The organism is Kribbella sp. C-35 (genome assembly GCF_046549195.1).
Classification (GTDB): Bacteria; Actinomycetota; Actinomycetes; order Propionibacteriales; family Kribbellaceae; genus Kribbella.
This window is the reverse complement of sequence record NZ_JAJPWG010000002.1, coordinates 914,107-935,429: the sequence shown is the minus strand read 5'-3', so window position 1 is coordinate 935,429 and position 21,323 is coordinate 914,107. Positions and strand designations below refer to the sequence as shown.

Annotated in this window: 21 protein-coding genes and 1 other RNA gene; 11 read left to right on the top strand and 11 right to left on the bottom strand. The window is 68.7% G+C overall.

All coding sequences use genetic code 11. The annotated features are described in order from the left end of the window. Nucleotides 1–401 precede the first annotated feature (401 nt). Entirely contained in the window at nucleotides 402–1,331 is a 930-nt protein-coding gene (locus ACLJOO_RS17000) for an ROK family protein (protein WP_410788130.1), read from the bottom strand. 223 nt (nucleotides 1,332–1,554) lie between these two features. Between ACLJOO_RS17000 and nagZ the strand changes: the two genes are divergently transcribed. Beyond that, entirely contained in the window at nucleotides 1,555–3,039 is a 1,485-nt protein-coding gene (nagZ, locus tag ACLJOO_RS16995) for a beta-N-acetylhexosaminidase (RefSeq protein ID WP_410788129.1), read from the top strand. Nucleotides 3,040–3,156: 117 nt separating this feature from the next. On the opposite strand, the gene ACLJOO_RS16990 is transcribed toward nagZ, so the two are convergent. Continuing rightward, the gene (locus ACLJOO_RS16990) at nucleotides 3,157–4,365 is read right to left on the bottom strand and encodes an ROK family transcriptional regulator (RefSeq protein ID WP_410788128.1); all 1,209 of its coding nucleotides are present in this window, start codon (nucleotides 4,363–4,365) and stop codon (nucleotides 3,157–3,159) included. A gap of 109 nt (nucleotides 4,366–4,474) precedes the next feature. Between ACLJOO_RS16990 and ACLJOO_RS16985 the strand changes: the two genes are divergently transcribed. The 5 genes from ACLJOO_RS16985 to ACLJOO_RS16965 all read left to right on the top strand — a co-directional run bounded on the left by ACLJOO_RS16985 (nucleotide 4,475) and on the right by ACLJOO_RS16965 (nucleotide 10,706). Further along, nucleotides 4,475–6,112 (top strand): glycoside hydrolase family 13 protein, encoded by a 1,638-nt coding sequence (locus ACLJOO_RS16985; RefSeq protein WP_410788127.1) that lies wholly within the window; start codon nucleotides 4,475–4,477, stop codon nucleotides 6,110–6,112. A gap of 131 nt (nucleotides 6,113–6,243) precedes the next feature. Further along, the gene (locus ACLJOO_RS16980; protein WP_410788126.1) at nucleotides 6,244–7,371 is read left to right on the top strand and encodes a Nif3-like dinuclear metal center hexameric protein; all 1,128 of its coding nucleotides are present in this window, start codon (nucleotides 6,244–6,246) and stop codon (nucleotides 7,369–7,371) included. 61 nt (nucleotides 7,372–7,432) lie between these two features. Continuing rightward, nucleotides 7,433–8,146, top strand: coding sequence for a zinc ribbon domain-containing protein (locus ACLJOO_RS16975; protein WP_410788125.1), 714 nt, complete (start codon nucleotides 7,433–7,435; stop codon nucleotides 8,144–8,146). Beyond that, nucleotides 8,143–9,267: a bifunctional RNase H/acid phosphatase gene (locus ACLJOO_RS16970; RefSeq protein ID WP_410788124.1), complete on the top strand. Its 1,125-nt coding sequence runs from the start codon at nucleotides 8,143–8,145 to the stop codon at nucleotides 9,265–9,267. Before ACLJOO_RS16975 ends, ACLJOO_RS16970 begins: the two co-directional genes overlap by 4 nt. 5 nt (nucleotides 9,268–9,272) lie before the next feature. Continuing rightward, on the top strand, nucleotides 9,273–10,706 hold the full coding sequence (locus tag ACLJOO_RS16965) for an RNB domain-containing ribonuclease (RefSeq protein WP_410788123.1): 1,434 nt from the start codon (nucleotides 9,273–9,275) through the stop codon (nucleotides 10,704–10,706). Here ACLJOO_RS16965 and ACLJOO_RS16960 read toward each other — a convergent pair. Further along, nucleotides 10,695–11,249 carry a TetR/AcrR family transcriptional regulator gene (locus ACLJOO_RS16960; RefSeq protein ID WP_410788122.1) on the bottom strand — a complete coding sequence of 185 codons (555 nt, stop codon included), beginning with the start codon at nucleotides 11,247–11,249 and terminating at the stop codon, nucleotides 10,695–10,697. The genes ACLJOO_RS16965 and ACLJOO_RS16960 overlap by 12 nt on opposite strands. Nucleotides 11,250–11,300: 51 nt before the next feature. On the opposite strand from ACLJOO_RS16960, the gene ACLJOO_RS16955 reads away from it, so the two are divergent. Further along, nucleotides 11,301–11,786 carry a GNAT family N-acetyltransferase gene (locus ACLJOO_RS16955; protein ID WP_410788121.1) on the top strand — a complete coding sequence of 162 codons (486 nt, stop codon included), beginning with the start codon at nucleotides 11,301–11,303 and terminating at the stop codon, nucleotides 11,784–11,786. Here the strand turns inward: ACLJOO_RS16955 and ACLJOO_RS16950 are convergent. Continuing rightward, the gene (locus ACLJOO_RS16950) at nucleotides 11,783–12,850 is read right to left on the bottom strand and encodes a hypothetical protein (protein ID WP_410788120.1); all 1,068 of its coding nucleotides are present in this window, start codon (nucleotides 12,848–12,850) and stop codon (nucleotides 11,783–11,785) included. The genes ACLJOO_RS16955 and ACLJOO_RS16950 overlap by 4 nt on opposite strands. A 216-nt stretch (nucleotides 12,851–13,066) precedes the next feature. Continuing rightward, nucleotides 13,067–13,417 (bottom strand): hypothetical protein, encoded by a 351-nt coding sequence (locus ACLJOO_RS16945; RefSeq protein ID WP_410788119.1) that lies wholly within the window; start codon nucleotides 13,415–13,417, stop codon nucleotides 13,067–13,069. 97 nt (nucleotides 13,418–13,514) lie between these two features. On the opposite strand from ACLJOO_RS16945, the gene ACLJOO_RS16940 reads away from it, so the two are divergent. Further along, nucleotides 13,515–14,246, top strand: a complete 732-nt coding sequence (locus ACLJOO_RS16940) for a DUF899 domain-containing protein (RefSeq protein WP_410788118.1) — start codon at nucleotides 13,515–13,517, stop codon at nucleotides 14,244–14,246. Between the two features lie 40 nt (nucleotides 14,247–14,286). Here the strand turns inward: ACLJOO_RS16940 and ACLJOO_RS16935 are convergent, their stop codons facing one another. From ACLJOO_RS16935 to ACLJOO_RS16925, 3 genes are all read right to left on the bottom strand, one after another. After that, on the bottom strand, nucleotides 14,287–15,885 hold the full coding sequence (locus tag ACLJOO_RS16935) for a TROVE domain-containing protein (RefSeq protein ID WP_410788117.1): 1,599 nt from the start codon (nucleotides 15,883–15,885) through the stop codon (nucleotides 14,287–14,289). Between the two features lie 245 nt (nucleotides 15,886–16,130). After that, nucleotides 16,131–16,529, bottom strand: an RNA gene (gene rnpB / locus ACLJOO_RS16930) — RNase P RNA component class A. Between the two features lie 10 nt (nucleotides 16,530–16,539). Then, nucleotides 16,540–16,908 carry a DUF952 domain-containing protein gene (locus ACLJOO_RS16925; RefSeq protein ID WP_410788116.1) on the bottom strand — a complete coding sequence of 123 codons (369 nt, stop codon included), beginning with the start codon at nucleotides 16,906–16,908 and terminating at the stop codon, nucleotides 16,540–16,542. 44 nt (nucleotides 16,909–16,952) lie between these two features. On the opposite strand from ACLJOO_RS16925, the gene ACLJOO_RS16920 reads away from it, so the two are divergent. Next, nucleotides 16,953–18,452, top strand: coding sequence for a S10 family peptidase (locus ACLJOO_RS16920; RefSeq protein WP_410788115.1), 1,500 nt, complete (start codon nucleotides 16,953–16,955; stop codon nucleotides 18,450–18,452). Then, on the top strand, nucleotides 18,449–18,904 hold the full coding sequence (locus tag ACLJOO_RS16915) for a GNAT family N-acetyltransferase (protein ID WP_410788114.1): 456 nt from the start codon (nucleotides 18,449–18,451) through the stop codon (nucleotides 18,902–18,904). The genes ACLJOO_RS16920 and ACLJOO_RS16915 overlap by 4 nt, the downstream gene beginning before the upstream one ends. On the opposite strand, the gene ACLJOO_RS16910 is transcribed toward ACLJOO_RS16915, so the two are convergent. Both ACLJOO_RS16910 and map read right to left on the bottom strand, forming a co-directional pair. Continuing rightward, nucleotides 18,892–19,275, bottom strand: a complete 384-nt coding sequence (locus ACLJOO_RS16910; protein WP_410788113.1) for a GNAT family N-acetyltransferase — start codon at nucleotides 19,273–19,275, stop codon at nucleotides 18,892–18,894. The two genes, ACLJOO_RS16915 and ACLJOO_RS16910, sit on opposite strands and share 13 nt — an antisense overlap. Continuing rightward, nucleotides 19,272–20,120, bottom strand: coding sequence for a type I methionyl aminopeptidase (gene map, locus ACLJOO_RS16905; RefSeq protein WP_410788112.1), 849 nt, complete (start codon nucleotides 20,118–20,120; stop codon nucleotides 19,272–19,274). Before map ends, ACLJOO_RS16910 begins: the two co-directional genes overlap by 4 nt. A 53-nt stretch (nucleotides 20,121–20,173) precedes the next feature. On the opposite strand from map, the gene ACLJOO_RS16900 reads away from it, so the two are divergent. Further along, nucleotides 20,174–20,362, top strand: a complete 189-nt coding sequence (locus ACLJOO_RS16900; RefSeq protein WP_410788111.1) for a hypothetical protein — start codon at nucleotides 20,174–20,176, stop codon at nucleotides 20,360–20,362. Between the two features lie 94 nt (nucleotides 20,363–20,456). Here the strand turns inward: ACLJOO_RS16900 and ACLJOO_RS16895 are convergent, their stop codons facing one another. Beyond that, nucleotides 20,457–21,113 (bottom strand): histone H1-like repetitive region-containing protein, encoded by a 657-nt coding sequence (locus ACLJOO_RS16895; protein WP_410788110.1) that lies wholly within the window; start codon nucleotides 21,111–21,113, stop codon nucleotides 20,457–20,459. Nucleotides 21,114–21,323 lie beyond the last annotated feature (210 nt).

The following is a 21,323-nucleotide window of genomic DNA, read 5'->3' as shown; positions in this document are numbered from 1 at the left end:
CCGGTGGCTCTCCTCCCGTAACCACCGTCCGCCGTTCACGGTGCAGAACCAGCGTTCGATCCCATCCCTCCACAGGATCGATCGCATTCGAACCGGTCGGACGCTTCCGCTGGCAGACTGGTTCCCGGCCCTGCAGTTCACACGGTTGCGGCGGGAGAGTGCCCTCACCCGCCGCTCACGTGTTCCGGTCGACCAAAGCCCCCCTCGATCTCCCGGTTGACGCCCGGTCTGAGCCCCCCTCGACCGGTCGTGGATGACGGTGCCCCCACCCCATCCATCCGTTGCATCGCGTGACGAAGGCCGGTCGTTACACGGATTCCGGAGATTCGTAAAAATTGCGCAAAGATGCGCGGGAGAGGCCTTACCGGACGCGCAAAAGTGTGCGGATCAGGACAGTGGGATCAGGACAGTGCGGCCCAGGCCTGGTGCGCGGCGCCGAGCAGGCCCGCGTTGTCCAGTTGAGCGGGCACCACGGTGAGGTCCGTGACGAACGGCAGCTGCGCCAGCCGCTTCACCCACGCCTGCACCGGGTCGAACAGCACCGGCCCCGCCTTCGCGACCCCGCCGCCGATCACGACTGCGGTCAGGTCGACGGTCACGGCCGTCGCGACGATCCCAGCGGCCAGCGCCTGCGCACCGTCGTCGAACGCAGCCAGCGCGAGCTCGTCCCCGGCCGCGGCATCGGCAGCCAGTACTTCGGCATCCACGTCCTCGCCCGTCCGCCAGCCGCTCCGCTGCGCGCGGGCGACCATCCGCGGGCCGCTCGCGTACGCCTCGACGCAGCCGAACGACCCGCACACGCAGGCCTCGCCATCCTGGTCGATCACCACGTGACCGATATGCGCCGCGTTGCCGGACTGGCCGATCAGCGGTCTGCCGTTGACGACGAGGCCGCCGCCGACGCCGGTCGAGACGACGATCCCGAGCAGGGTGTGCGCGTCGCGACCTGCGCCGCTCCAGAACTCGCCGAGCGCGAAACAGTGCCCGTCGAGCCCGAGCGCCACGGGAATGTCGCCCGTCATCGCCCGTACCCGGTCGACGATCGGGAAGTTGCGCCAGCCGGCGATGTTCACGGGGGAGACCAGACCGTGCTGCTGGTCGACCGGTCCGGCGGTGCCGATGCCGACGGCCAGGGGAGTCTCGTCGCCGCGAACGCGGTCGATCAGCTCACCGAGCGCGGCGAACACCTGGTCGCCGTCGCCGGACGGGGTACGGATCCGGTCGGCGGTGAGAATCGTGCCGTCCGCAGACACCAGAGCGGCGGCCATCTTCGTGCCGCCGATGTCGATTCCCAGCACGGTTCCCCGCGCTTTCGCTGTGTCGTCGCTCATCGTCCCCCCGGTCAGGGCGGTCAGGTCGAGAGACAACGTTATCTGTAGTCGGCCCGAACAGACAGGGGTGATTCGAGGTAATCACGGAAAACGCGCAGGAAGGAGGCAGGAAACTGCCATGACAACGCCTGACAACGATGCCCCTCCAGGCGTTCGAAGCGGCTAATTATTAGCTGTCGGTGATAGCTGGCGCGCGACGGCGGGGCTGCGAGAGGGTTGGGGGATGAGTGATCAACTGGATCGTGACGCGGCCGGCTCGCTGGTCGTCGGTTTCACCGGGACCACGGCTCCCGACGGCCTCCGGCGGGCGGTGGCTGGCGGGCTCGGGGCGGTCATCCTGTTCACCCGGAACGTGGCGGACGCCGAGCAGGTGGCCGCGCTGACGGCCGCCCTGCGGGCCGAGCGGCCGGACCTGATCGTGGCGATCGACCACGAGGGCGGCGAGTTCAGCCACCTCGCGCCGGCGAACCCGTGGCCGCTGGCGTCGCCGCGCCTGCTGGGCGACCTGGACGACGTCGACCTGACCCGCGCCGCGGCCCGGGACGCAGCCGCGACCCTGGCCGCCCTCGGTATCGACCTGATGCTCGCCCCGTCGGTCGACGTGAACAGCAACCCCGCGAACCCGATCATCTCCACGCGCTCGTTCGGCCGCACCGCGGACGTCGTCTCGCGGCACGGCGTCGCGTTCGTCGAGGGCGTCCACGACGCCGGGATCGCCGCCTGCCCGAAGCACTTCCCGGGCCACGGCGACGTCTCGGTCGACTCCCACACCGACCTCCCGCGCGTCGACCGTTCGGTCGAGGAGGTCGCGGCCGTCGAGCTCGCACCATTCCGCGCGACCATCGCCGCCGGCGCCGACGTCGTGATGAGCGCGCACATCATCTTCTCGGCGTACGACGACCAGCCGGCCACCCTCTCGCACCGGGTACTGACCGGACTGTTGCGCGAGGAACTCGGCTTCACCGGCGTCATCACGACCGACGCGCTCGAGATGCAGGCGATCACCAAGAACCGCTCGATCGAGGACGCCGCGGTCGCGTCGATCGGCGCCGGTGCGGACCTCGCGATGATCGCGGTCGGTACGGCGGACCCGCAGGCGCTGACCGCCCGCGTGGTCGACGCGGTCCGCACCGGCACGCTCCCCGCCGAGCGGGTCGCCGACGCCGCCGCCCGGGTTCGGGCCCTCGCCGCTTCACTGGGGCAGCGCAGCCGTCAGCCAGGTCTCGACGGCGCCCCGATCCGCGAGGTCGCCGCGCGCGTGGTGGCCGGGCAGACGTTCCCGGCGTACGGCGCGACGCCGTACGTCATCGACCTGACGCAGGGTCTGCACCCGGCCTGGAACCCGTACTTCTCCGGCCTGCCGGAGATCTTCACCCGGGTCGCTCCTGGCGCCGAGGGCGTCGTACTCCGCGGCGAACACCACCTGACCGACACTGGTGAGCCGCAGGACGACGCGATCGGCAAGGCGGCCAAGGCCGCGCAGGGCCGCCCGCTGGTGATCGCCGTCCAGGACGCCGGCCGTACGCCGTGGATGCGCGAGGCCCTGAACCACCTCGTCCAGGGCCACCCGGACAACGTCTTCGTGCTCTGCACCGGCATCCCCGAGGACCAGTCCCTCGTCCCGGCCGGCATCCCGTCCGCCACCACGTCGGGCCGCAACGTCATCGTGTTGGAAGCGATCGCCCGCCAACTCACCCGCGAGCCCTAACCCTCCTGGACCGGCAGCTCGACAGGACGTGTCCGGCAGACCTGGCCGGGCTCACGCTCAGCGGGACCGGTGATCCGGCCTAGTGGGCGTATACGTACTGTCGTGCTGCAGAAGGTCTCAGGTCGGGCGGCAGCCCAGTTCGAGGTCGAGGGCGTGCTGTTCGACGTGGTTGAGGGCGTGGCGGACGGCGCCGACCGAGACGATCGCGTCGCCGAGCGAGGAGACGGCGACGCGCGGGGGAGTGCTGGTGTAGCGGGCCAGGTGGGCCTCGAGGTCGGGGAGCAGAGCGCCGGCCGCCTCGGCGACGGCGCCGCCCAGGACCACCAGTTCGGGGTTGAACAGGGTGCCGAGCGTCGCGACCACGCGCGCGGTCCGCCCGGCGATGTCCTGAAGGATGCCTTGGGCAACCTTGTCGCCGTCGGCGGCTGCGCGGAACACCTGCTCCGCGGTCACCTCGCCGTCGGTCGCGAGCTTCCGCAACGACGTCTCCACGGCCGCGTCCGCGACCGCCGCCGTACCGTCCTCGCGGGCGATCCGGGCAATCCCATGGGTGTCGCCGACCCCCTCGATGAGCTTGAGGAACACCATCTCGCCGGCGCCGCCGCGACTGCCGTGAAGCAACCGGCCGGAGTCCATCAGACCCGACCCGAACCGTTCACCGGCGAGCAGTACGACGAGGTCGTCGACGTTGCGCGCCTCTCCCCGCCAGTGCTCCCCGAGGGTCGCGAGGTTGGCGTCGTTCTCCAGCAGGACCGGCCACCCGTGCAGCTCGGTCAACCGCTGCGCCAGCCCGGTGTCGAAGCGCCGCCAGAACTCGTCGTCGACCAGGATGTTGCCGTCCCGGTCGACGGGTGCCGCGACCCCGGCGCCGGCGGCGAGGACCTGCGCGTCCGTCACGCCGGCGGACGCGAGCGCCTCGACCACGGTCTGGTGCACGATCTCGGTCCGCTCGCTCGGCGTCTTCACACCGACGGCCGATCGTCCCGCCTTGGCCACCGTTTCTCCGCGCAGGTCGGAGACCAGGACCGTCGTCTTGGCCGCGCCGATGTCGATGCCGAGCACGTACCCCGCGTGGCTGTTGAACTCGAATCGCCGCGACGGCCGCCCGACCGACGTCCGGCCGGGGTCGAGCTCGACCACCCAGCCCATCGAGATCAGGTCGTTGCAGACCGCGTGCACGGTCGCGCGGGTGAGACCGGTGGCCTCGATCAGGCCGGTTCCTGTCATCACCCGGGCGCGGGTGAGCACGCCGAGTACTTTGCCCGCGTTCACCCGGCGCAACATCGTCGGCGTGGCCGTGGGCGGCGTTGTCGGTGGTTTCGCCATGAAAGCCCCTTGACCTCGTCGTAGTACCGACCGCAGAATACATGCAGATTCTAAATTTAGAGCCTATATATAAACGCTGGGTTACCAGCAGATTCCGAGTGAGGCGATCGTGACGAGTCCGCAGACGACCGATCCCGACTGGTGGCGGCAGGCTGTCGTCTACCAGATCTACCCCCGCAGCTTCGCCGACGCGAACGGCGACGGTGTCGGTGACCTGCCCGGCATCATCAGTCGAGTCCCGTACCTGGTGGCGCTGGGGATCGACGCGGTCTGGCTGAGCCCCTTCTACCCGTCCGCGCTCGCCGACGGCGGGTACGACGTCGACGACTACCGCAACGTCGACCCGCGGCTCGGGACCCTGGAGGACTTCGACGGCCTGATCGCGGCCCTGCACGCGGAGAACATCAAGCTGATCGTCGACATCGTCCCGAACCACACGTCGAACCAGCACGAGTGGTTCGTCGAGGCGCTCGAGGCCGCGAAGGGCCACCCCGCCCGCGACCGGTACATCTTCCGCGACGGCCCGGACGGCGCCCCCGACCAGCCGCCGTCGGACTGGGACTCCGTGTTCGGCGGCTCCGCCTGGGCGCAGACCGACGACGGCCAGTGGTACCTGCACATGTTCGCGGCCGAGCAGCCGGACCTGAACTGGCAGCACCCCGAGGTACGCGCGGACTTCCTGGACACCCTGAAGTTCTGGTCGGACCGTGGCGTCGACGGCTTCCGCGTCGATGTCGCGCACGCGCTGGTGAAGGACCTGTCCGAGCCGTTCCCGTCGAAGACCACGCTGCCGCGGCAGTCCGAGTCGAACGGTCAGCACCCGCTTTGGGACCAGGACGGCGTGCACGAGATCTACAAGGACTGGCGCAAGCTGCTGAACACCTACGACCCGCCGCGGTCGGCGGTCGCCGAGGCGTTCGTGCCGGCCGCGCGCCGGGCCCGGTACGCGAGTGCCGACGGGCTCGGGCAGGCGTTCAACTTCGACCTGCTGCAGGCCGACTTCGAGTACGAGAAGTTCCGCAAGGTGATCGAGGAGAACCTCGCGCTCGCCGAGGAGAACGGCTCGTCGTCGACGTGGGTGTTCTCGAACCACGACGTCGTCCGGCACGCCACCCGGTACGGCCTGCCGCGGAACCCGAAGGGCGGCTGGCAGGACGGCAAGGACTGGCTGCTGAGCAACGGCACCGAGCCGACCGTCGACGTCGCGCTCGGCCTGCGCCGTGCTCGCGCCGCGACCCTGCTGATGCTGGCGTTGCCGGGTTCGGCGTACCTCTACCAGGGTGAGGAGCTCGGTCTGCAGGAGGTTGGCGAGCTGCCGGCCGCGAACCTGCAGGACCCGGCGTACTTCCGCTCGAAGGGCGCCGAGAAGGGCCGTGACGGCTGCCGCGTGCCGCTGCCGTGGACGGTCGGCGGCCTGTCGTTCGGCTTCGGCACGGGTGGCTCGCACCTGCTGCAGCCGAAGTGGTTCGGCGCGTACTCCGTCGAGGCGCAGCAGGACGACGTGGAGTCGACGCTGAGCCTGTACCGCAAGGCTCTCGCCGTACGGCGAGGGCTGCGCACCGGCAGCTCACTCACCTGGATCGACGGCACCGACGACGTCCTGCACTTCGTCCGCTCAGGCGGCTGGCAGAGCGTCACGAACTTCGGCGCGGCCCCGGTCGAACTGCCCGACGCGGCGGTCGTGCTGTCCAGCGGCCCACTCGAAGGCGACAAACTCCCCAGCGCGACGACCGCCTGGCTGATCTAGTCACTCCACAGACCCGCTTCGGTCAAGCCGTGCGCAAGACGGCCCTCCCCCTGTGACCGGAGCGTGAATGGACGTGGCGGGGGCGCGGGCGGCGCCCCCGTCACGATCCATGAAATGTCAGGATAAGCGTCGTGACGACGCTCGGAGATGTGATCGCGGTTCTCGATCGGCTCTACAACCCGGCCTGGGCGGAGTCCTGGGACGCGGTCGGTCTGGTGACCGGCGACCCGGAGCAGGAGGTACGGCGGATCCTGTTCGCGGTCGACCCGATGCGGGCCGTGATCGACGAGACGATCGACGGCGGGTTCGATCTGCTCGTCACGCATCACCCGTTGCTGCTGCGCGGGGTGAACAGCGTGGCCGCGACGACGCCGAAGGGCCGCGTGATCCACGACCTGATCCGCGCCGGTGTCGCGCTGCACGTCTGCCACACCAACGCCGACAACGCGAACCCGGGCGTCAGCGACGCACTCGCCGCCGCGATCGGGCTGCGCGACACCCGGCCGCTGAAGGCGATGCCGGCCGAGCCGATGGACAAGGTCGTCGTCTTCGTCCCGGTCGCGGAGACGCAGGCGATGCTCGACGCGCTGGCGAAGGCCGGCGCGGGACAGATCGGCGACTACGAGCGGGCCGCGTGGAGCGGTACCGGCGAGGGGACCTTCCGGCCGCTCGCCGGCGCGAACCCGACGATCGGGACCGTCGGGGACATCGAGGTCGTGCCGGAGAACCGGGTCGAGATGCTCCTGCCGCGCCGCAAGCGCCGCGCGGTCGTCGAGGCGCTGGTCGCGGCGCATTCGTACGAGGAACCGGCGTACGACATCTATGAGGTGGCCGCGTTGCCGAGTGAGCGTGGCGGCGGGCGGGTCGGCGTACTCGCGGAGCCGCTGCCGCTGGCCGACTTCGCGCGGCTCGTCGCGGAGAGCTTGCCGCAGACCGAGCACGGTGTCCGTGTGTCCGGGGATCTGGACCGGGTGATCGAGACCGTCGCGGTGGTCGGGGGAGCGGGAGATTCGGAGTTCGACCGGGTCCGCGCGGCGGGCGTCGACGCCTATCTGACCGCGGACCTGCGCCACCATCCCGCCACCGAGGCCCGTGCGTACGGCGATCCTGCGCTGGTCGACGTGGCGCACTGGGCCAGCGAGTGGCCGTGGCTGGTCGACGCAGACCGTCTCCTGCGCGAAGGACTAGCGGTCAAAGGCAGTACCGTAGACACTCACATCTCAACGCTCTGCACGGACGCATGGACCCTGCGAATCTGAGCGCGCCGCCACATCTTCGAAGGAGCCGACTCTGAACGCCGAGCCCGCCGTCCAACGCCGGTTGCTGGACCTGCAGGATCTCGACCTGCAGCTGGATCAGGTCGCGCACAAGCGCGCGTCGTTGCCCGAGCACCAGGCGCTCAAGGAGCTGACCGCCGAGAAGTCCGTGGTCGACCGCGAACTGGTCACCGCCGACACCGAGGTCAGCGACCTGCAGCGTGAGCAGAAGAAGGCCGACAGCGATGTCGAGCAGGTCCGGCAGCGCAAGGCGCGCAACCAGCAGCGGATCGACTCCGGTCAGATCACGTCGCCGCGCGACCTGGAGAACCTGCAGCACGAGATCGGTTCGCTCGACCGGCGGATCTCGGACCTGGAGGACGCCGAGCTCGAGGTGATGGAGAAGCTCGAGGCCGCGGAGGCGGTGCAGACCGACCTGCGCACCCGGGCCGAGGCGTTCGCCGGCCGGCAGGCAGAGCTCGAGACCACCCGCGACGCCGCGCTCAAGGAGCTCGACGAGCAGCGCGCCGAGTTCGGTGACAAGCGCTCCACGGTCGCGGCCGAACTGCCGGAGCAGTTGCTCGCGCAGTACCAGCGGCTGCGGGAGCACAACGGCGGGATCGGCGCCGCGCCGCTGGTCGGCAAGCGCTGCATGGGCTGCCGGATGGAGCTCGCACCCTCCGACCTGAACACGATCAAGGCTGCCGCGCCGGACGCCGTACTGCGCTGTGAGGAGTGCGGACGGATCCTGGTGCGGACGTCGGAGAGCGCCGCATGACGTACGACCACGTGATCGTCGAGGCTGACGGTGGATCGCGCGGGAACCCGGGGCCGGCGGCGTACGGCGCTCTCGTGCGCGACCCGGTGACACGGAAGGTGATCGCGCAGCAGGGGCGGACGCTCGGGATCGCGACCAACAACGTCGCGGAGTACTCCGGTCTGATTGCGGGGCTCGAGCTCGCCGCGGAGTACGCGCCGAACGCCTCGATCGAGGTCCGGATGGACTCCAAGCTGGTCATCGAGCAGATGGCCGGCCGCTGGAAGATCAAGCACCCGGACCTGCAGCCGTTGGCGATCAAGGCGCAGTCCCTGGCGCCGTTCGGGACCGAGTGGACCTGGGTGCCGCGGGCACAGAACTCGGCCGCCGACGCGCTCGCGAACAACGCGCTCGACGGCGTGGACATCCCGCTGACGCCGGAGCCCGCCGGATCGTCCGCAGCCTCTAAGAAGGAGCCGTCGGAGCTGCAGAAGGCGTTGCAGGGCTGGGGTCCGCAGGCCGAGCCGCCGACGCAGCTGATCTTCCTGCGGCACGGCGAGACGCCGCACACCGTCGAGAAGCGCTTCTCCGGATCCGGTGGTGACAATCCCGGGCTGAGCGACACGGGCCGCGCCCAGGCGCAGGCGGCCGCCGAGTACCTGTCGCGGATCGGTGGGGTCGACGCGGTGGTCGCGTCGCCGATGCGCCGTACCCAGGAGACCGCGGCGGTCGTCGCGGCCAAGCTCGGGCTCGATCCGGTCGTGGACGAGAACTGGCGAGAGGTCTCGTTCGGGGACTGGGACGGGCACACGTTCGCGGAGGTCCAGCAGAAGTGGCCGGACGCGATGAACGCCTGGCTGGCGTCGACCGCGGTCGCGCCGCCCGGCGGCGAATCGTTCGACACGTCCGCCCGGCGGGCCCGCTCGGCGCGTGACGGTCTGCTGGCGCGGTACCCGGGCAAGACGGTCGTCGTGGTCACCCACGTGACGCCGATCAAGCTGATGGTCCGGTCGGTGCTCCAGGCCCCGATGTCCGCGCTGTTCCGGATGGAGTTGCGCCCGGCAACGCTGACCGAGATCCACTGGTACGCCGACGGCCTCGCGTCCCTACGCTCCTTCAATGTGCAGCCCTCGCTAGTCTGACCCCTATGCCGCTGCAGAGGGTTCGTTTCGCCGAGGCCGTTCCGGAGGTCTTCCGGGCATCGTTGCAGGAGATCCGCCGGGAGCAGGAGGTGCCCGCGGAGTTCCCGCCCGAGGTGACCGCCGCGGCTCTGAAGGCTGCCCAGAACGCGCGGTTACCGGAACTCGACCGGACCGACCTCGAGTTCGTGACGATCGATCCGCCGGACTCGATGGACCTCGACCAGGCGCTGTACATCGAGCGGACCGGTGACGGGTTCACCGTGTACTACGCGATCGCCGACGTGGCCGCGTTCGTCCAGGCCGGCGATCCGATCGACGCCGAGGCCCGCCGACGCGGCGAGACGCTCTACGCCCCGGACAAGCGGACGCCGCTGCACCCGCCGGAGCTGTCCGAGGGCGCGGCCTCGTTGCTGCCCGACGTGGTCCGTCCCGCGCTGCTGTGGACGATGACGGTGGACGCTCGTGGCGAAGGCACCGAGGTGGTGTGCGAGCGTGCGTTGGTGAAGTCGCGCGCCAAGCTCAACTACGCCGACGTACAGAAGGATCTGGACGCGGGTACGGCGTCTGAGTCGTTGCAGCTGCTGCGCGAGGTCGGGAAGCTCCGCGAGCAGCGCGAACTGGAACGCGGCGGCGTCAACCTCCCGATCCCGGACCAGGAGATCGTCACCTCCAACCACGGCTGGGGCCTGGAGTTCCGTGCGCCGCTGCCGGTCGAGGGCTGGAACGCGCAGATCTCGCTGCTCACCGGCATGGCGGCCGCGCAGCTGATGACGAAGGGCAAGATCGGCATCCTGCGCACGCTGCCCGAGTCGCACGACGACCTGCGGCGCAAGCTCGGCAACACCGCCAAGGCGCTCGGGATCGTCTGGGCCGACGAGGCGACGTACGCCGAATTCATCCACGGGCTCGACCCGAAAGTGCCAGCGCACGCGGCGATGCTCGCGGCCTGCACGGTGCTGTTCCGCGGCGCCGGGTACACGGCGTTCGACGGCCAGGTGCCGGAGCAGTCGGGGCACGCTGCGATGAAGGCGGAGTACGCGCATGTCACCGCGCCGTTGCGGCGGCTGGTGGACCGGTGGGCGGGGGAGATCTGCGTCGCGCTGTCGGCGGGCGTCGAGGTGCCGGCCTGGGTGCGGGAGTCGATGGACGAGATCCCGAAGACCATGGACGACGCGGACCGGCGGGCGCACGCGTACGAGCGGTCGATCGTCAGCATGGTCGAGGCGGGCCTGGTCGCGGACCAGGTCGGCGCCGAGTTCGACGGCGTGATCACGGATGTGGACGACAAGGAGAACACCCGCGGCATCGTCGCGCTGACCAAGTTCGCGATCGAGGGCCGGGTCACCGGTGCGGCATTGCCGCTCGGTCAGCAGGTCCGGGTGAAGCTCGTCGAGGCCGATATCGCCAAGCGCACTGTGGCGTTCGAACTAGTCCCTTAGATAGTCCTCTAGGGCGGCGGTCGTTCGGTCCAGGTCGCCGGTCGCGAGCAGGTCGAGCAGGGCGCCGCGGAGCATCGCCAGTACGGCGGTACGTCGTGCCTCCGTCTCGTCGGGCGCGCTCGTCTTGAGCAGCTCGAGCCAGTCGTCGACGGTCGAGCGGGCGAAGTCCGACCACGGGCCCTCCGGCGCGACGAGCGAACGCCCGTACGCCTCGACCCAGAACGTCATCAACGGCCGGCGTTCCGGGGCGGCCAGCCAGGTCCACAGTTCCCGCGCGATCACGGTCAGGCCGGGCGGCTCGTCGTACCGCTGCTCGGTCTGGCGGAGCAGTTCGAGCTGGTCGGCGCGGCCGCGGGCGAGCAGGGCGCGGATCAGGCCGTCCTTGCTGCCGAACAGGAACAGCAGCACGCGCGGGCTCGAGCCGATCGCGGTCGCCAGCGGTCGCAGCGAGAGGTCGGCGAGCCCGTGCGTGAGCGAGTAGGCGTACGCACGCTCGAGCAGTTCTTGCTCTCGTGCGGACGGCGCTTCCTTGGTGGTTGGCACAGGGGTAGTATTGCTTACTGAAACAGTCGTGTCAGTAGATCGGGTAGGTAGATGACGAAACTGATCAGGAAGCTGGGGCAGCCTGGAGACCTCGGCTGGGTCGTGCAGTCGCATGCGGAGGTCTATGCGGCGGAGTACGGCTGGGGCCCGTCGTACGAGACGCTGATCGCGCAGATCGTGTCGGCGTACGCGTCCGACCACGACGACGAGCGCGAGGCCGCGTGGATAGCCGAGGTGGACGGGGAACGGGCCGGCAGCATCTTCTGCGTGCGCGGGCCAGACGAGACGACCGCGCAGTTGCGGTTGCTGCTCGTGACGCCGGCTGCACGGGGCCTCCGGCTCGGTGCCGAGCTGGTCGACACGTGTTTGGCGTTCGCGCGCTCAGCTGGATACAAGCGGATGGTGCTGTGGACGAACGATCCGCTCGTCGCGGCGCGGCACATCTATCTGGCCCGCGGGTTCCGCCTCACTGGTTCCGAAGTACATGAGATGTGGGGCGAAAGCCTCGTCGGTCAGACGTACGAGCTGGACCTCTAGCTCTTACAAGCCGGTGCGCCGGAGGCGGCGGTCTTGTAGATCGCGTGCGAGAGGAACGTGTTCACGTACCCGTTCGTGACGGTCAGCGCGTGGCGCGGGTGGACGCTGCCGAGTGGCAGGAATCTGCGCAGCGGGTACGCCAGGTAGTAGGCGCCGTAGTCGGTGAAGTTGAAGTGCCGCGTGCCGGGGACCGTGGCGCACCACGCCGTACCGGTGCTTGCCTTGAGCAACGAGAGGGCGCGGTCCCGGTCGTGGTCGTTCTTCGCGTCCGGGCCGCAGACGCTGGTGATACAGGAGTCGTCGGCGCCGAGCAGCAGGATCGGCGCCTTCACTCCCTTCGTCACGACGTCACCGAACTGGATCCCGTCGAGGTCGACCGCGGCCGCGCAGCGTGCGTCCAGCCGGCAGGCCTCGAGTGACGCCGCGCCGCCGAACGAGTGGCCGACGTACGACGGACCGATCGTGGAGTCGACCGAGTTCGGGAGCTCCTTGGCGACCATGCCGGCCGCGAACCGCGCATCGGCGGCCCAGACGCCGACGAGGTGATCGCCGACCTGCTTCGCGCCTTCGGTGCTCTCGCCGAGGTTCGGCGGGTTCGCTTCCGGTTTGCTCTCGACGGTCTGCCCGCCGAGGACGGTGAGGTTCGCGCTGTACGTCGGGGTGACGCCGGCGACCAGGTATCCGTGACTGGCGAGATCCTCCGCGAGCGCGGCGTACATCGGAGCCGACAGGCCCATACCGGGCAGCAACACAACGACCGGGAACCGGCCGGGTGCGACGGCGACGCGGTCGAGAGCGCGATCCTGGAACGTGTCGAACGGTCCTTGGAACAAGGAGGTCGGCGCCTTGAGGTGCAGCCCGCTCCACTCACCCGGCGCGTACTGCACGCGGCGGCCGGTGGTGTCCTTGGCAACCGGATACCAGAGCCAGACGGCGAGCCGACGGGGTCCGTTCGAGTACGGGTCGCGACGGGGTGTGTCGGTCCACTCGTACGTCCGCCGCCCCACCTGAAAACTCCCGGTCGTCTCCGGCAACGACACCGGCTCCGACCGCTGAACCAACACCCACCCCACATACCCAGCCCCACCCACAAGCACAACCAGAAGCAAGAACACGACCCCAGTCCGCACTCGCCTCCGCATACCCCCACTTTCTCATCCGACGCGGCCACACCCCGCCGTACCACCACCGAGTCGTGAGAATCGGCCCCGAATATCCCGCCACGATCCACGACTCGACAAACCCCCCCCGCCAACCAATCGCCACGACTCGGCGGCGGCTCAGGTCAGCAGCCCCCAGGAGCCGCCGACGGCGAAGACTCTTGCGCTGCCGGTGCGGGAGGTGATGTGGGCGGCCGCAGGCGGGACATAGCCGCCTCCCAGTACGACCGTGCTGCCGAGCTCGGCGACTGTGCGTCCGTCGGGGTCGAGTACGGCGAATGAGCCGTCACGCGCGACGACTGAGCATCCCGGTGGCCAGGCCACCTCGATGAGGCGGTCGGCTTTGAGGACGACGATGCAGTTCGTGGCGTCGTCCAGCGAGAGTGTTCCTTCGAGTCGCGCCGCCAGGTTCTTTGCCGGGCGTTCCTGGACAGGCAGGTACGGCATGCGGATCGACTCGTCGGCGGCCACGGTTTCGATCGTACGACGATTGTTCGCGGGCGGATGTCGAAGTGGTGGGGATGGCCCCGACGTCTCGGGTGTTCTGTTGGTTGGAGAAGGAGTTGGGATGAGTTTGCCGGAGGTTGTGTCGCGGGACGAGTGGTTGGGGGCTCGGCGTGAGTTGCTGGCCGCGGAGAAGGCGTTCACCAAGGAGCGGGATGCGCTGAACACTCGGCGGCGGGAGTTGCCGATGGTGCTGGTTGAGAAGGGGTATTCGTTCACCGGGGCGGACGGGCCGGTGGGGCTGCTGGAGTTGTTCGAGGGGCGGGACCAGTTGGTCGTGTACCACTTCATGTTCCAGCCGGAGTGGGACGCCGGGTGCCCGAACTGCACCGGGTTCGTCGACGACATCGGGTCGACGCAGCTGCTCAACGCGGCGAACACCACGTTCGCGCTGGTCTCGCGAGCGCCGTACGAGAAACTCGCCGCGTACCAGGTCGCCCGCGGCTGGGAGTACCCCTGGTACTCGTCGTACGGGAGCGACTTCAACTACGACTACCACGGCACCCTGGACGAGTCCGTCGTACCGTTCGAGTACAACTACCGCACCAAGCCCGAGTGGGACGCACTCCCGAACAACGAGCATACCCAGTCTGAGCAGCCCTTCGACCTCCACGGCCTGAGCTGCTTCCTCCGCGTCGACGAGCAGGTCTACCACACCTACTCCACCTACGGCCGGGGCCCCGACGCAATGACCTTCACCGTCACAGCCCTAGACCTAACCGCCCTCGGCCGCCAAGAACCCTGGGAAAAACCAGCCGGCCGCGCCGTGCACAACCACGACGACCACTGCCACTGAGCTGGCGGGGGCAGCAGGTGCGTGCCTGCTGCCCCCGGCGTCAGCGCGCGAAGTCGCTGATCAGTCCCGGAACCGCACTGTCGAAACCGGATACGTCCAGCATCCCCGGATCCGACGGATCGGCGATCGTCCGGCCGTTCGCGGTCATCGCGACCACGACGAGACGAGCGTCGATCCCCAGCTCCCGGCGGTACTGCTGCAGCGCCTGGTGCGGGTGGATGTCGCCGTACCAGGTCTCGTTGTCCGTGTAAACGAGGAACGTGTCGACCGAGATCTTCCGGCGACGCGCATACTCCATCGGCAGCGAGCAATCCGTGCCACCGAACGGCAGCTCCGACACCGCCCGGATCGCGTTCTCCAGCCGCTGCCGCGGGCTGATCGGGAGCCGAGTCAGCTCGGTACGCCGGTAGCCGCCCTTGCTGGTGAAACCGACGATCTCGTACGACGACTCCGTCGCGGCCGTGACGAGCGCGAGCGCCGCCGTCGCCTCCCGGCACGTGATGGGCAGCCCCGATACCGGCGCCGTCATCGACCCGGACACGTCCAGCGCGAGCAGCATCCGCTTCCCGGTCGGCTCGACCGCGTCGTACGCCAGATAGAACGCAGCGTCGAGCGCGTCCACGATCGGCCGGGACGGCGTCCACTCGCCCGCGCCGCGCGCGCCACGGCCCGCGGAATAGGTGCGCTGGGCGACGAGTACGTTGACCGGATGTACCCGGCCCTTCCGTAGGCGGGCGGCGTCCGCGAGCTGGTCCGCGACGATCCCGGCCCAGGAGCCGAGCGGCTCGAGCAGCCCCAGCCGGGTGAGGCGGGGGAGCTGCCGGAGCAGCGCGGTCTGAGGAAGGCCGTTCGCGAGCAGGGCTTCCCAGACCTTCGGCTCGTTCAGGAACCGGTCGGGGATCGTCTCCCATGACAGACCACGGTTGAGCGCGATCACGTCGGCAACCTCGGTTACGTCGATCGCAGCCTGGATCCGCTCGAAGGCAGTCAGCAGCGGCAGTCCGGACAGGTCCGCCGGCCGGCCGTGGATCCAGTCGAACAGCTCCCGTCGTACCGGCTCTGTCGTCTTGGGATGCGACAGGCGGAGCAGGTCGGCGTGCGACCAGCCGTTGCGCTGACGGTACTTGAGCACCTGGTACGCAACCGTGTCGGCGCTACGGTCGACGTACCAGTTGCCGATCGCCCGTCGCGTACCGCGGCCCCAGCCGCCGAACTGCTCCAGGTAGCCGGCGAAGCGGAAGATGTGCGTCCCGGTCCGCGCCACCAGCGGCACGGCGGCCAGCGCGGCACGGCGACCGTCGTCGTCACCGAGCTTGGCAGCTGCTGCGAGAGCGAACAGAGCCGGATCCTGCTTCGGTGCCCGACCTGCGAGGGAGATGTCCAGTACGGCGGCCACAACCTCGGAGGCCTGCTTCCGCGCGAGCTCCACGACCAGTCCGGCGTTTTCCCTCGTCAGGTCACGCTCAGAGGCGTAGTAGGTGCCTCCAGTCGTGCCCAGGGTCAGGAACCGGTGCAGCCGGGCGAAGTCGTCCTGGACGAACGTGTAGCCGCCGGCGTGGTTCTTACGCTGCCGCGGGTCGGCCTGCTCGTCCTGTCGCGTCTGCCGGGTGCTGATGAGCGCCAGCGGGTCTGTGGACATGTCCTTTCTCTCCTGTCGTTTTCGGGCATGAAAAAGACAGGCCAGGGCGGACGTGGTGCGTCGACCGGAAGATGCTCTATCCATCTGAGCTACGCCGGGCTCACACCCGCCGGCAGGACTCGAACCTGCGACACTCCACTTAAAAGGTGATAACCGATCAACTCCGGCCCACCCGGGCCTGTCTTCCCGTCAACTGTACGGCGCGAGACGTCTGAACAGCCAAGCAATTAAGCGGATCGGGGAGTGGAACGGGTCGGTCTGTAAGCCGGATTCTGTGGTGGCGATCATCCATCTACGGTGGCCGTTGCCGGGCACCTCTAGCGGCCTACCCGCGAGCTCGGGCGGGCAGCCCTCGGACGCTCGCGCGGGTGGTGGTTGCCCATCACCCTTCTTGGCCTTGCTCCACGTGGGGTTTACCTAGCCTCCGCAGTCACCTGCGGAGCTGGTGGTCTCTTACACCACCGTTTCACCCTCACCCGCACTCCTATGAACCACGGGGTTCATCGGAGCCGCTGGCGGTCTGTTCTCTGTGGCACTGTCCCGCGGGTTACCCCGGGTGGGCGTTACCCACCACGCTGCCCTGTGGAGTCCGGACTTTCCTCGGCGTCCTCTGCAAAGGACGACGCGATCGCCCGACCGACCCGTTCCGTACGATCAGGATACGGCCTCGGCCGTGACCTCGGGCCACAGGCCGTCCGGACCCCGGTGGTACGGGCGTACGTCGACCACCGCGTCCAGGTTCAGCGGCCCGTAGATGTGCGGGAAACTCATCCCGGTCCCGTCCAGGTCCTCGTCGCAGAGCGCGGACACCAGCCGGGCGGTGTCGATCACCAGCAGGCACAGCGGCTCGGTCACATCGTCGTACGCGAAGTTCGCGACCATCGCGACCTGCTCGGGGCGGGATGCGTGGATGAACGTCGCGCCGTCGTCGAGGCTCTTGCCGCGGGTCGACCACCGGTAGCTCCCGGCCCCGAGCGCCGCCTCCCACTGGTCCGCGAACGCGATGTGCAGAATCGTCGCCATAAACCCAACGCTAGTGGCTGCGGCGGTGGATTAAGGTGCTCGACATGGCCAACGAGGAGCACACCGACGCCGACGCCGAGACCAAGGCAGGGGCCGAGGCGGAGACCAAGCCCGCGAAGCCGGTCGACGACCTGGTGACGACGCAGCACACGCTGACGGTCGACGGGCAGGAGTTGCGGTACACGGCGACCACCGGACGGATCGTGCTCCGCGAGGAGGTGTACACCGACGGCAAGTTCGACGGGCTGAAGCCGAAGGCCGAGGTGTTCCTCACCGCGTACACGCTGGACGACGCGGACGCCGAGGACCGTCCGGTCACGTTCGCGTTCAACGGCGGCCCGGGATCGTCGAGCATCTGGCTGCACCTCGGTCTGCTCGGGCCGCGGCGCGTGGTCTCAGGTGACGTGGGTGAGCTCGCGCCCCCGCCGTACTCGATCGTCGACAACGCCGAGACGTTGCTGAAGTACAGCGACGTGGTGTTCATCGACCCGGTGTCGACCGGGTTCTCGCGGGCCGCGGAGGGGGAGAAGCCGGGGGACTACCACGGGTTCACGCGGGACCTGGAGTCGGTCGGTGAGGTGATCCGGCTGTGGACGTCGCGGAACGGGCGCTGGATGTCGCCGAAGTTCCTGGCCGGCGAGTCCTACGGTACGACGCGTGCGGCCGGGCTGGCCGCGCATCTGCAGCAGCGGTACGGGATGTATCTCAACGGCGTCATCCTGATCTCGGTGGTGCTGGAGTTCGCGACGCTCGACTTCACGCCGGGCAACGACCTGCCGTACACGTTGTTCCTGCCGACGTGCGCCGCGATCGCGCACTACCACGGGATGGTCGAGGAGCAGTCGCTGCCGGACCTGCTCGCGGACGCGGAACGGTTCGCGGCCGGGCGGTATCCGAATGCGCTTGCCCAGGGCAACCGAATCCAGGCGGACTACCGCGCCGAGGTGGTCACCCGGCTGGCCGCGCTGACCGGGTTGAGCGAGGACTACATCGACCGCGTGAACCTGCGGATCGAGCACGGCCGCTTCTTCGCCGAACTGCTCCGCGCCCGGCGGCTGATCGTCGGCCGGCTCGACGGCCGCTTCACCGGATGGGACCCGGACGCGGCCGGTGAACGGCAGGACCGCGACCCGTCGATGAACGCGATCACCGGGCCGTACTCCGCGGCGCTCAACCACTACGTCCGCGTCGAGCTCGGCTACGAGAACGACCTGCCGTACGAGGTGATCAACATGGACGCCGCGAAGAACTGGTCGTTCAAGGAGTTCGAGGGTCAGCAGATCTCGGTCGCGGACAAGCTCGCCGAGGCGATGCGCGTCAACCCGCATCTGCAGGTGCACGTCGCTTCCGGCCACTACGACGGTGCGACGCCGTACTTCGCCACCGAGCACACCCTCGCCCGCCTCCAGATCCCCGCCGAACTCACCGCCAACATCGAGACGAAGTACTACCCGGCCGGCCACATGATGTACCTCCACGACCAGTCCCGCATTCAGCAGTCCGCCGACCTCGGCGCCTTCATCACCGCGTCGTCCAACCGATGATCCTCATCCGCCGCGCAGACGCAGTACCGACGCCGACTGTTCCAGGCGTCGTACTGCGTCCACCGGCGGTTGAGGACGCACTTCCACTCGGCAAGCTGTACTTCGAGGCCTACGACCCCGGCGTCGCCTCGGCAACCGAACGCGAAGCACTCGAGGACATCGAGTTGACGTTCGCCGGAGAGTACGGCGTACTGGCGCCGAACCTCAGCCGCCTCGCCTGGTACGGCGATCAACTGGTCGGCGCGCTCCTCGTCGTGGAACGCGCACCCTGGCGGGACACCCCGGACTGCCCGTTCATCATCGAACTCTTCACAGCCCGATCCCACCGCCGCCAAGGCATCGCGCGACTGTTGCTGAGCGCCTGCTCGAACGTGACAGTCGCTCTCCGCGTCGAGGACATCAACACGGCGGCCCTCGCGCTCTACCGATCAGTGGGATTTCAGCCCGGGTAGATCCGAAAGCCGCTGAACGTCTTGTGTTCGAACGACTGGTAGAAGTCCTCGGCGGTGTCGGTGACCAGGTCTACGCGTTGGGCGCCGGTCAGGGGAGTGGCGTACTCGAGGAGCGCGCGGCCGATGCCCTTGCGGCGGTATGCGCGGTGGACGGCCATCTGGGACAGGTGTGCCTGGATGTGGCCGTCGCTCTGCAGGTAGGCGAAGCCGATGACCTGTTCGCCGTCGAGTGCGACGACCGTCGTCACACCAGGAGCAGTGAAGACGGCGTGCGCGCGGGTGGGATCGGCGGGGAGGCTCGGCCAGTTCTCGGCCTCGCAGATCGCCAGGATGCCCGGGAGGTGGGCCTCGAGATACTGCGTGACAGTCACGGCAGGGTGAGTACTTCGGCGCCGGAGTTGGTGACTACCAGGGTGTGTTCGAACTGGGCCGTGCGCGACTTGTCCTTGGTGGTGGCGGTCCAGCCGTCGTCCCACAGGTCGTACTCGTACGTGCCGAGGGTCAGCATCGGCTCGATGGTGAACGTCATGCCGGGCTCGATCACGTCGTCGAAGCGCTCGTCGTCGTAGTGCGGGATGATCAGGCCGGAGTGGAACGACGTCGAGATGCCGTGGCCGGTGAAGTCGCGCACCACGCCGTACCCGAACCGCTTCGCGTACGACTCGATCACGCGGCCGATGATGCTCACCTGACGACCGGGCTTGACCGCCTTGATGCCGCGGTTCAGTGCCTCGAGCGTGCGCTCGACGAGCAGCCTGCTCTCCTCGTCGACGTCGCCGACCAGGAACGTCGCGTTGGTGTCGCCGTGCACGCCGTCCAGGTACGCCGTGATGTCGACGTTGACGATGTCACCGTTCTCGAGCGGACGGTCGTCGGGGATGCCGTGGCAGATCACCTCGTTCACCGACGTACACAGCGACTTCGGGTAGCCGCGGTAGCCGAGCGTCGACGGGTACGCGCCGCGCTCCACCAGGTACTCGTGGCCGACCCTGTCGAGCTCGTCCGTGGTCACACCCGGCTTCGCCGCCGCACCGACCGCCTGCAACGCCTGCGCGGCGAGTTTGCTCGCGACGCGCATCTTGTCGACCAGTTCGGGCGACGTCACATAGGACCCGTCGAACGGCGTCGGCGCCGGCTTGTCGACGTACTCCGGACGCGGAATGGAAGCAGGTACGTCGCGGCGCGGCGAAATGACGCCAGAGGTAAGGACAGACATGGTGAGATCATTCTAGAGAGCTGCGACAAGACTCCCAGGAGGTGGTCATCCAGATGAGCGACGATCACAGCAACGAGTGGTACTACAACACCAAGACCGGCAAGGTCGAGCAGTACCAGGGTGCGAAGTCCGGCGACCGGCTCGGGCCGTACAGTTCGCCCGAGGAGGCCGCCCGCGCCCTGGAGAAGGCCCAGGAACGTAACGAGGCCTGGGACAACGACCCGAAGTGGGACGACGACTGAGGTCCGGCTCCGACGACGACGTGCCGAGGGGCACCACCCACCAGGTGGTGCCCCTCGACAGTTACCGACTTCTGTTGCTTTGCTGACGTGAAGGTCAGCGGGCTACCCGCTTGGCCGCGGTCTTCCGGGCCGGCGCCTTGCGCGCCGGTGCCTTCTTCGCAACCGTCTTCTTCACCGCGGACTTCTTCGCGGCGGTGCGGGTCGGCGCCTTCTTCGCGGCGACGCGCTTCGCGGGAGCCTTCTTGGCGGCGACCTTGCGGGCCGGGGCCTTCTTGGCGGCGACCTTCTTGGCCGGCGCCTTCTTCGCCGCGACCTTCTTGGCCGGCGCCTTCTTCGCCGCGACCTTCTTGGCCGGCGCCTTCTTGGCGACGGTCTTCTTCGCGACCGTCTTCTTGGCCGTCGTCTTCCGCGCTGCCGTCGTCTTCTTCGCAGCGGTCGCGCGCTTCGCCGGCGCCTTCTTCGCGACGGTCTTCCTGGCCGTGACCTTCTTCGCGGGGGCCTTCTTGGCCGCGACCTTCTTCGCGGGGGCCTTCTTGGCGGTGGTCTTCTTGGCCGGCGCCTTCTTCGCCACCGTCTTCTTGGCGGCGGTCTTCTTGGCCGCACTCACCTTCTTCGTCGCTGTCTTCTTTGCTGCGCTGACCTTGCGCGCGGTGGTCGTCTTCGCGGCGCTGGTCTTCTTCGCGACAGTCTTCTTGGCGGGAGAAGCCTTTTTGGCTGTCGCCTTCCCTGCGGCTGCCTTCTTGGCTGGCACTCTGCCTCCTTGGTGCGGCTGAGGAAAACCACGGTGGATTCCTCGTCGTCATGATGATGACAACACTTGTGCGCTACGTAAAGCACCGGAAACGTCCGCAGGTTAAGGAGAACTGGCGGCGGGTTCGCGGGCAAATGCCGAAAATCCTTGTGCAGAAGGGATTCCGCCGCGCCCCGAGCATGCCGGATAGGCAGAATAATTTCTTGGCGA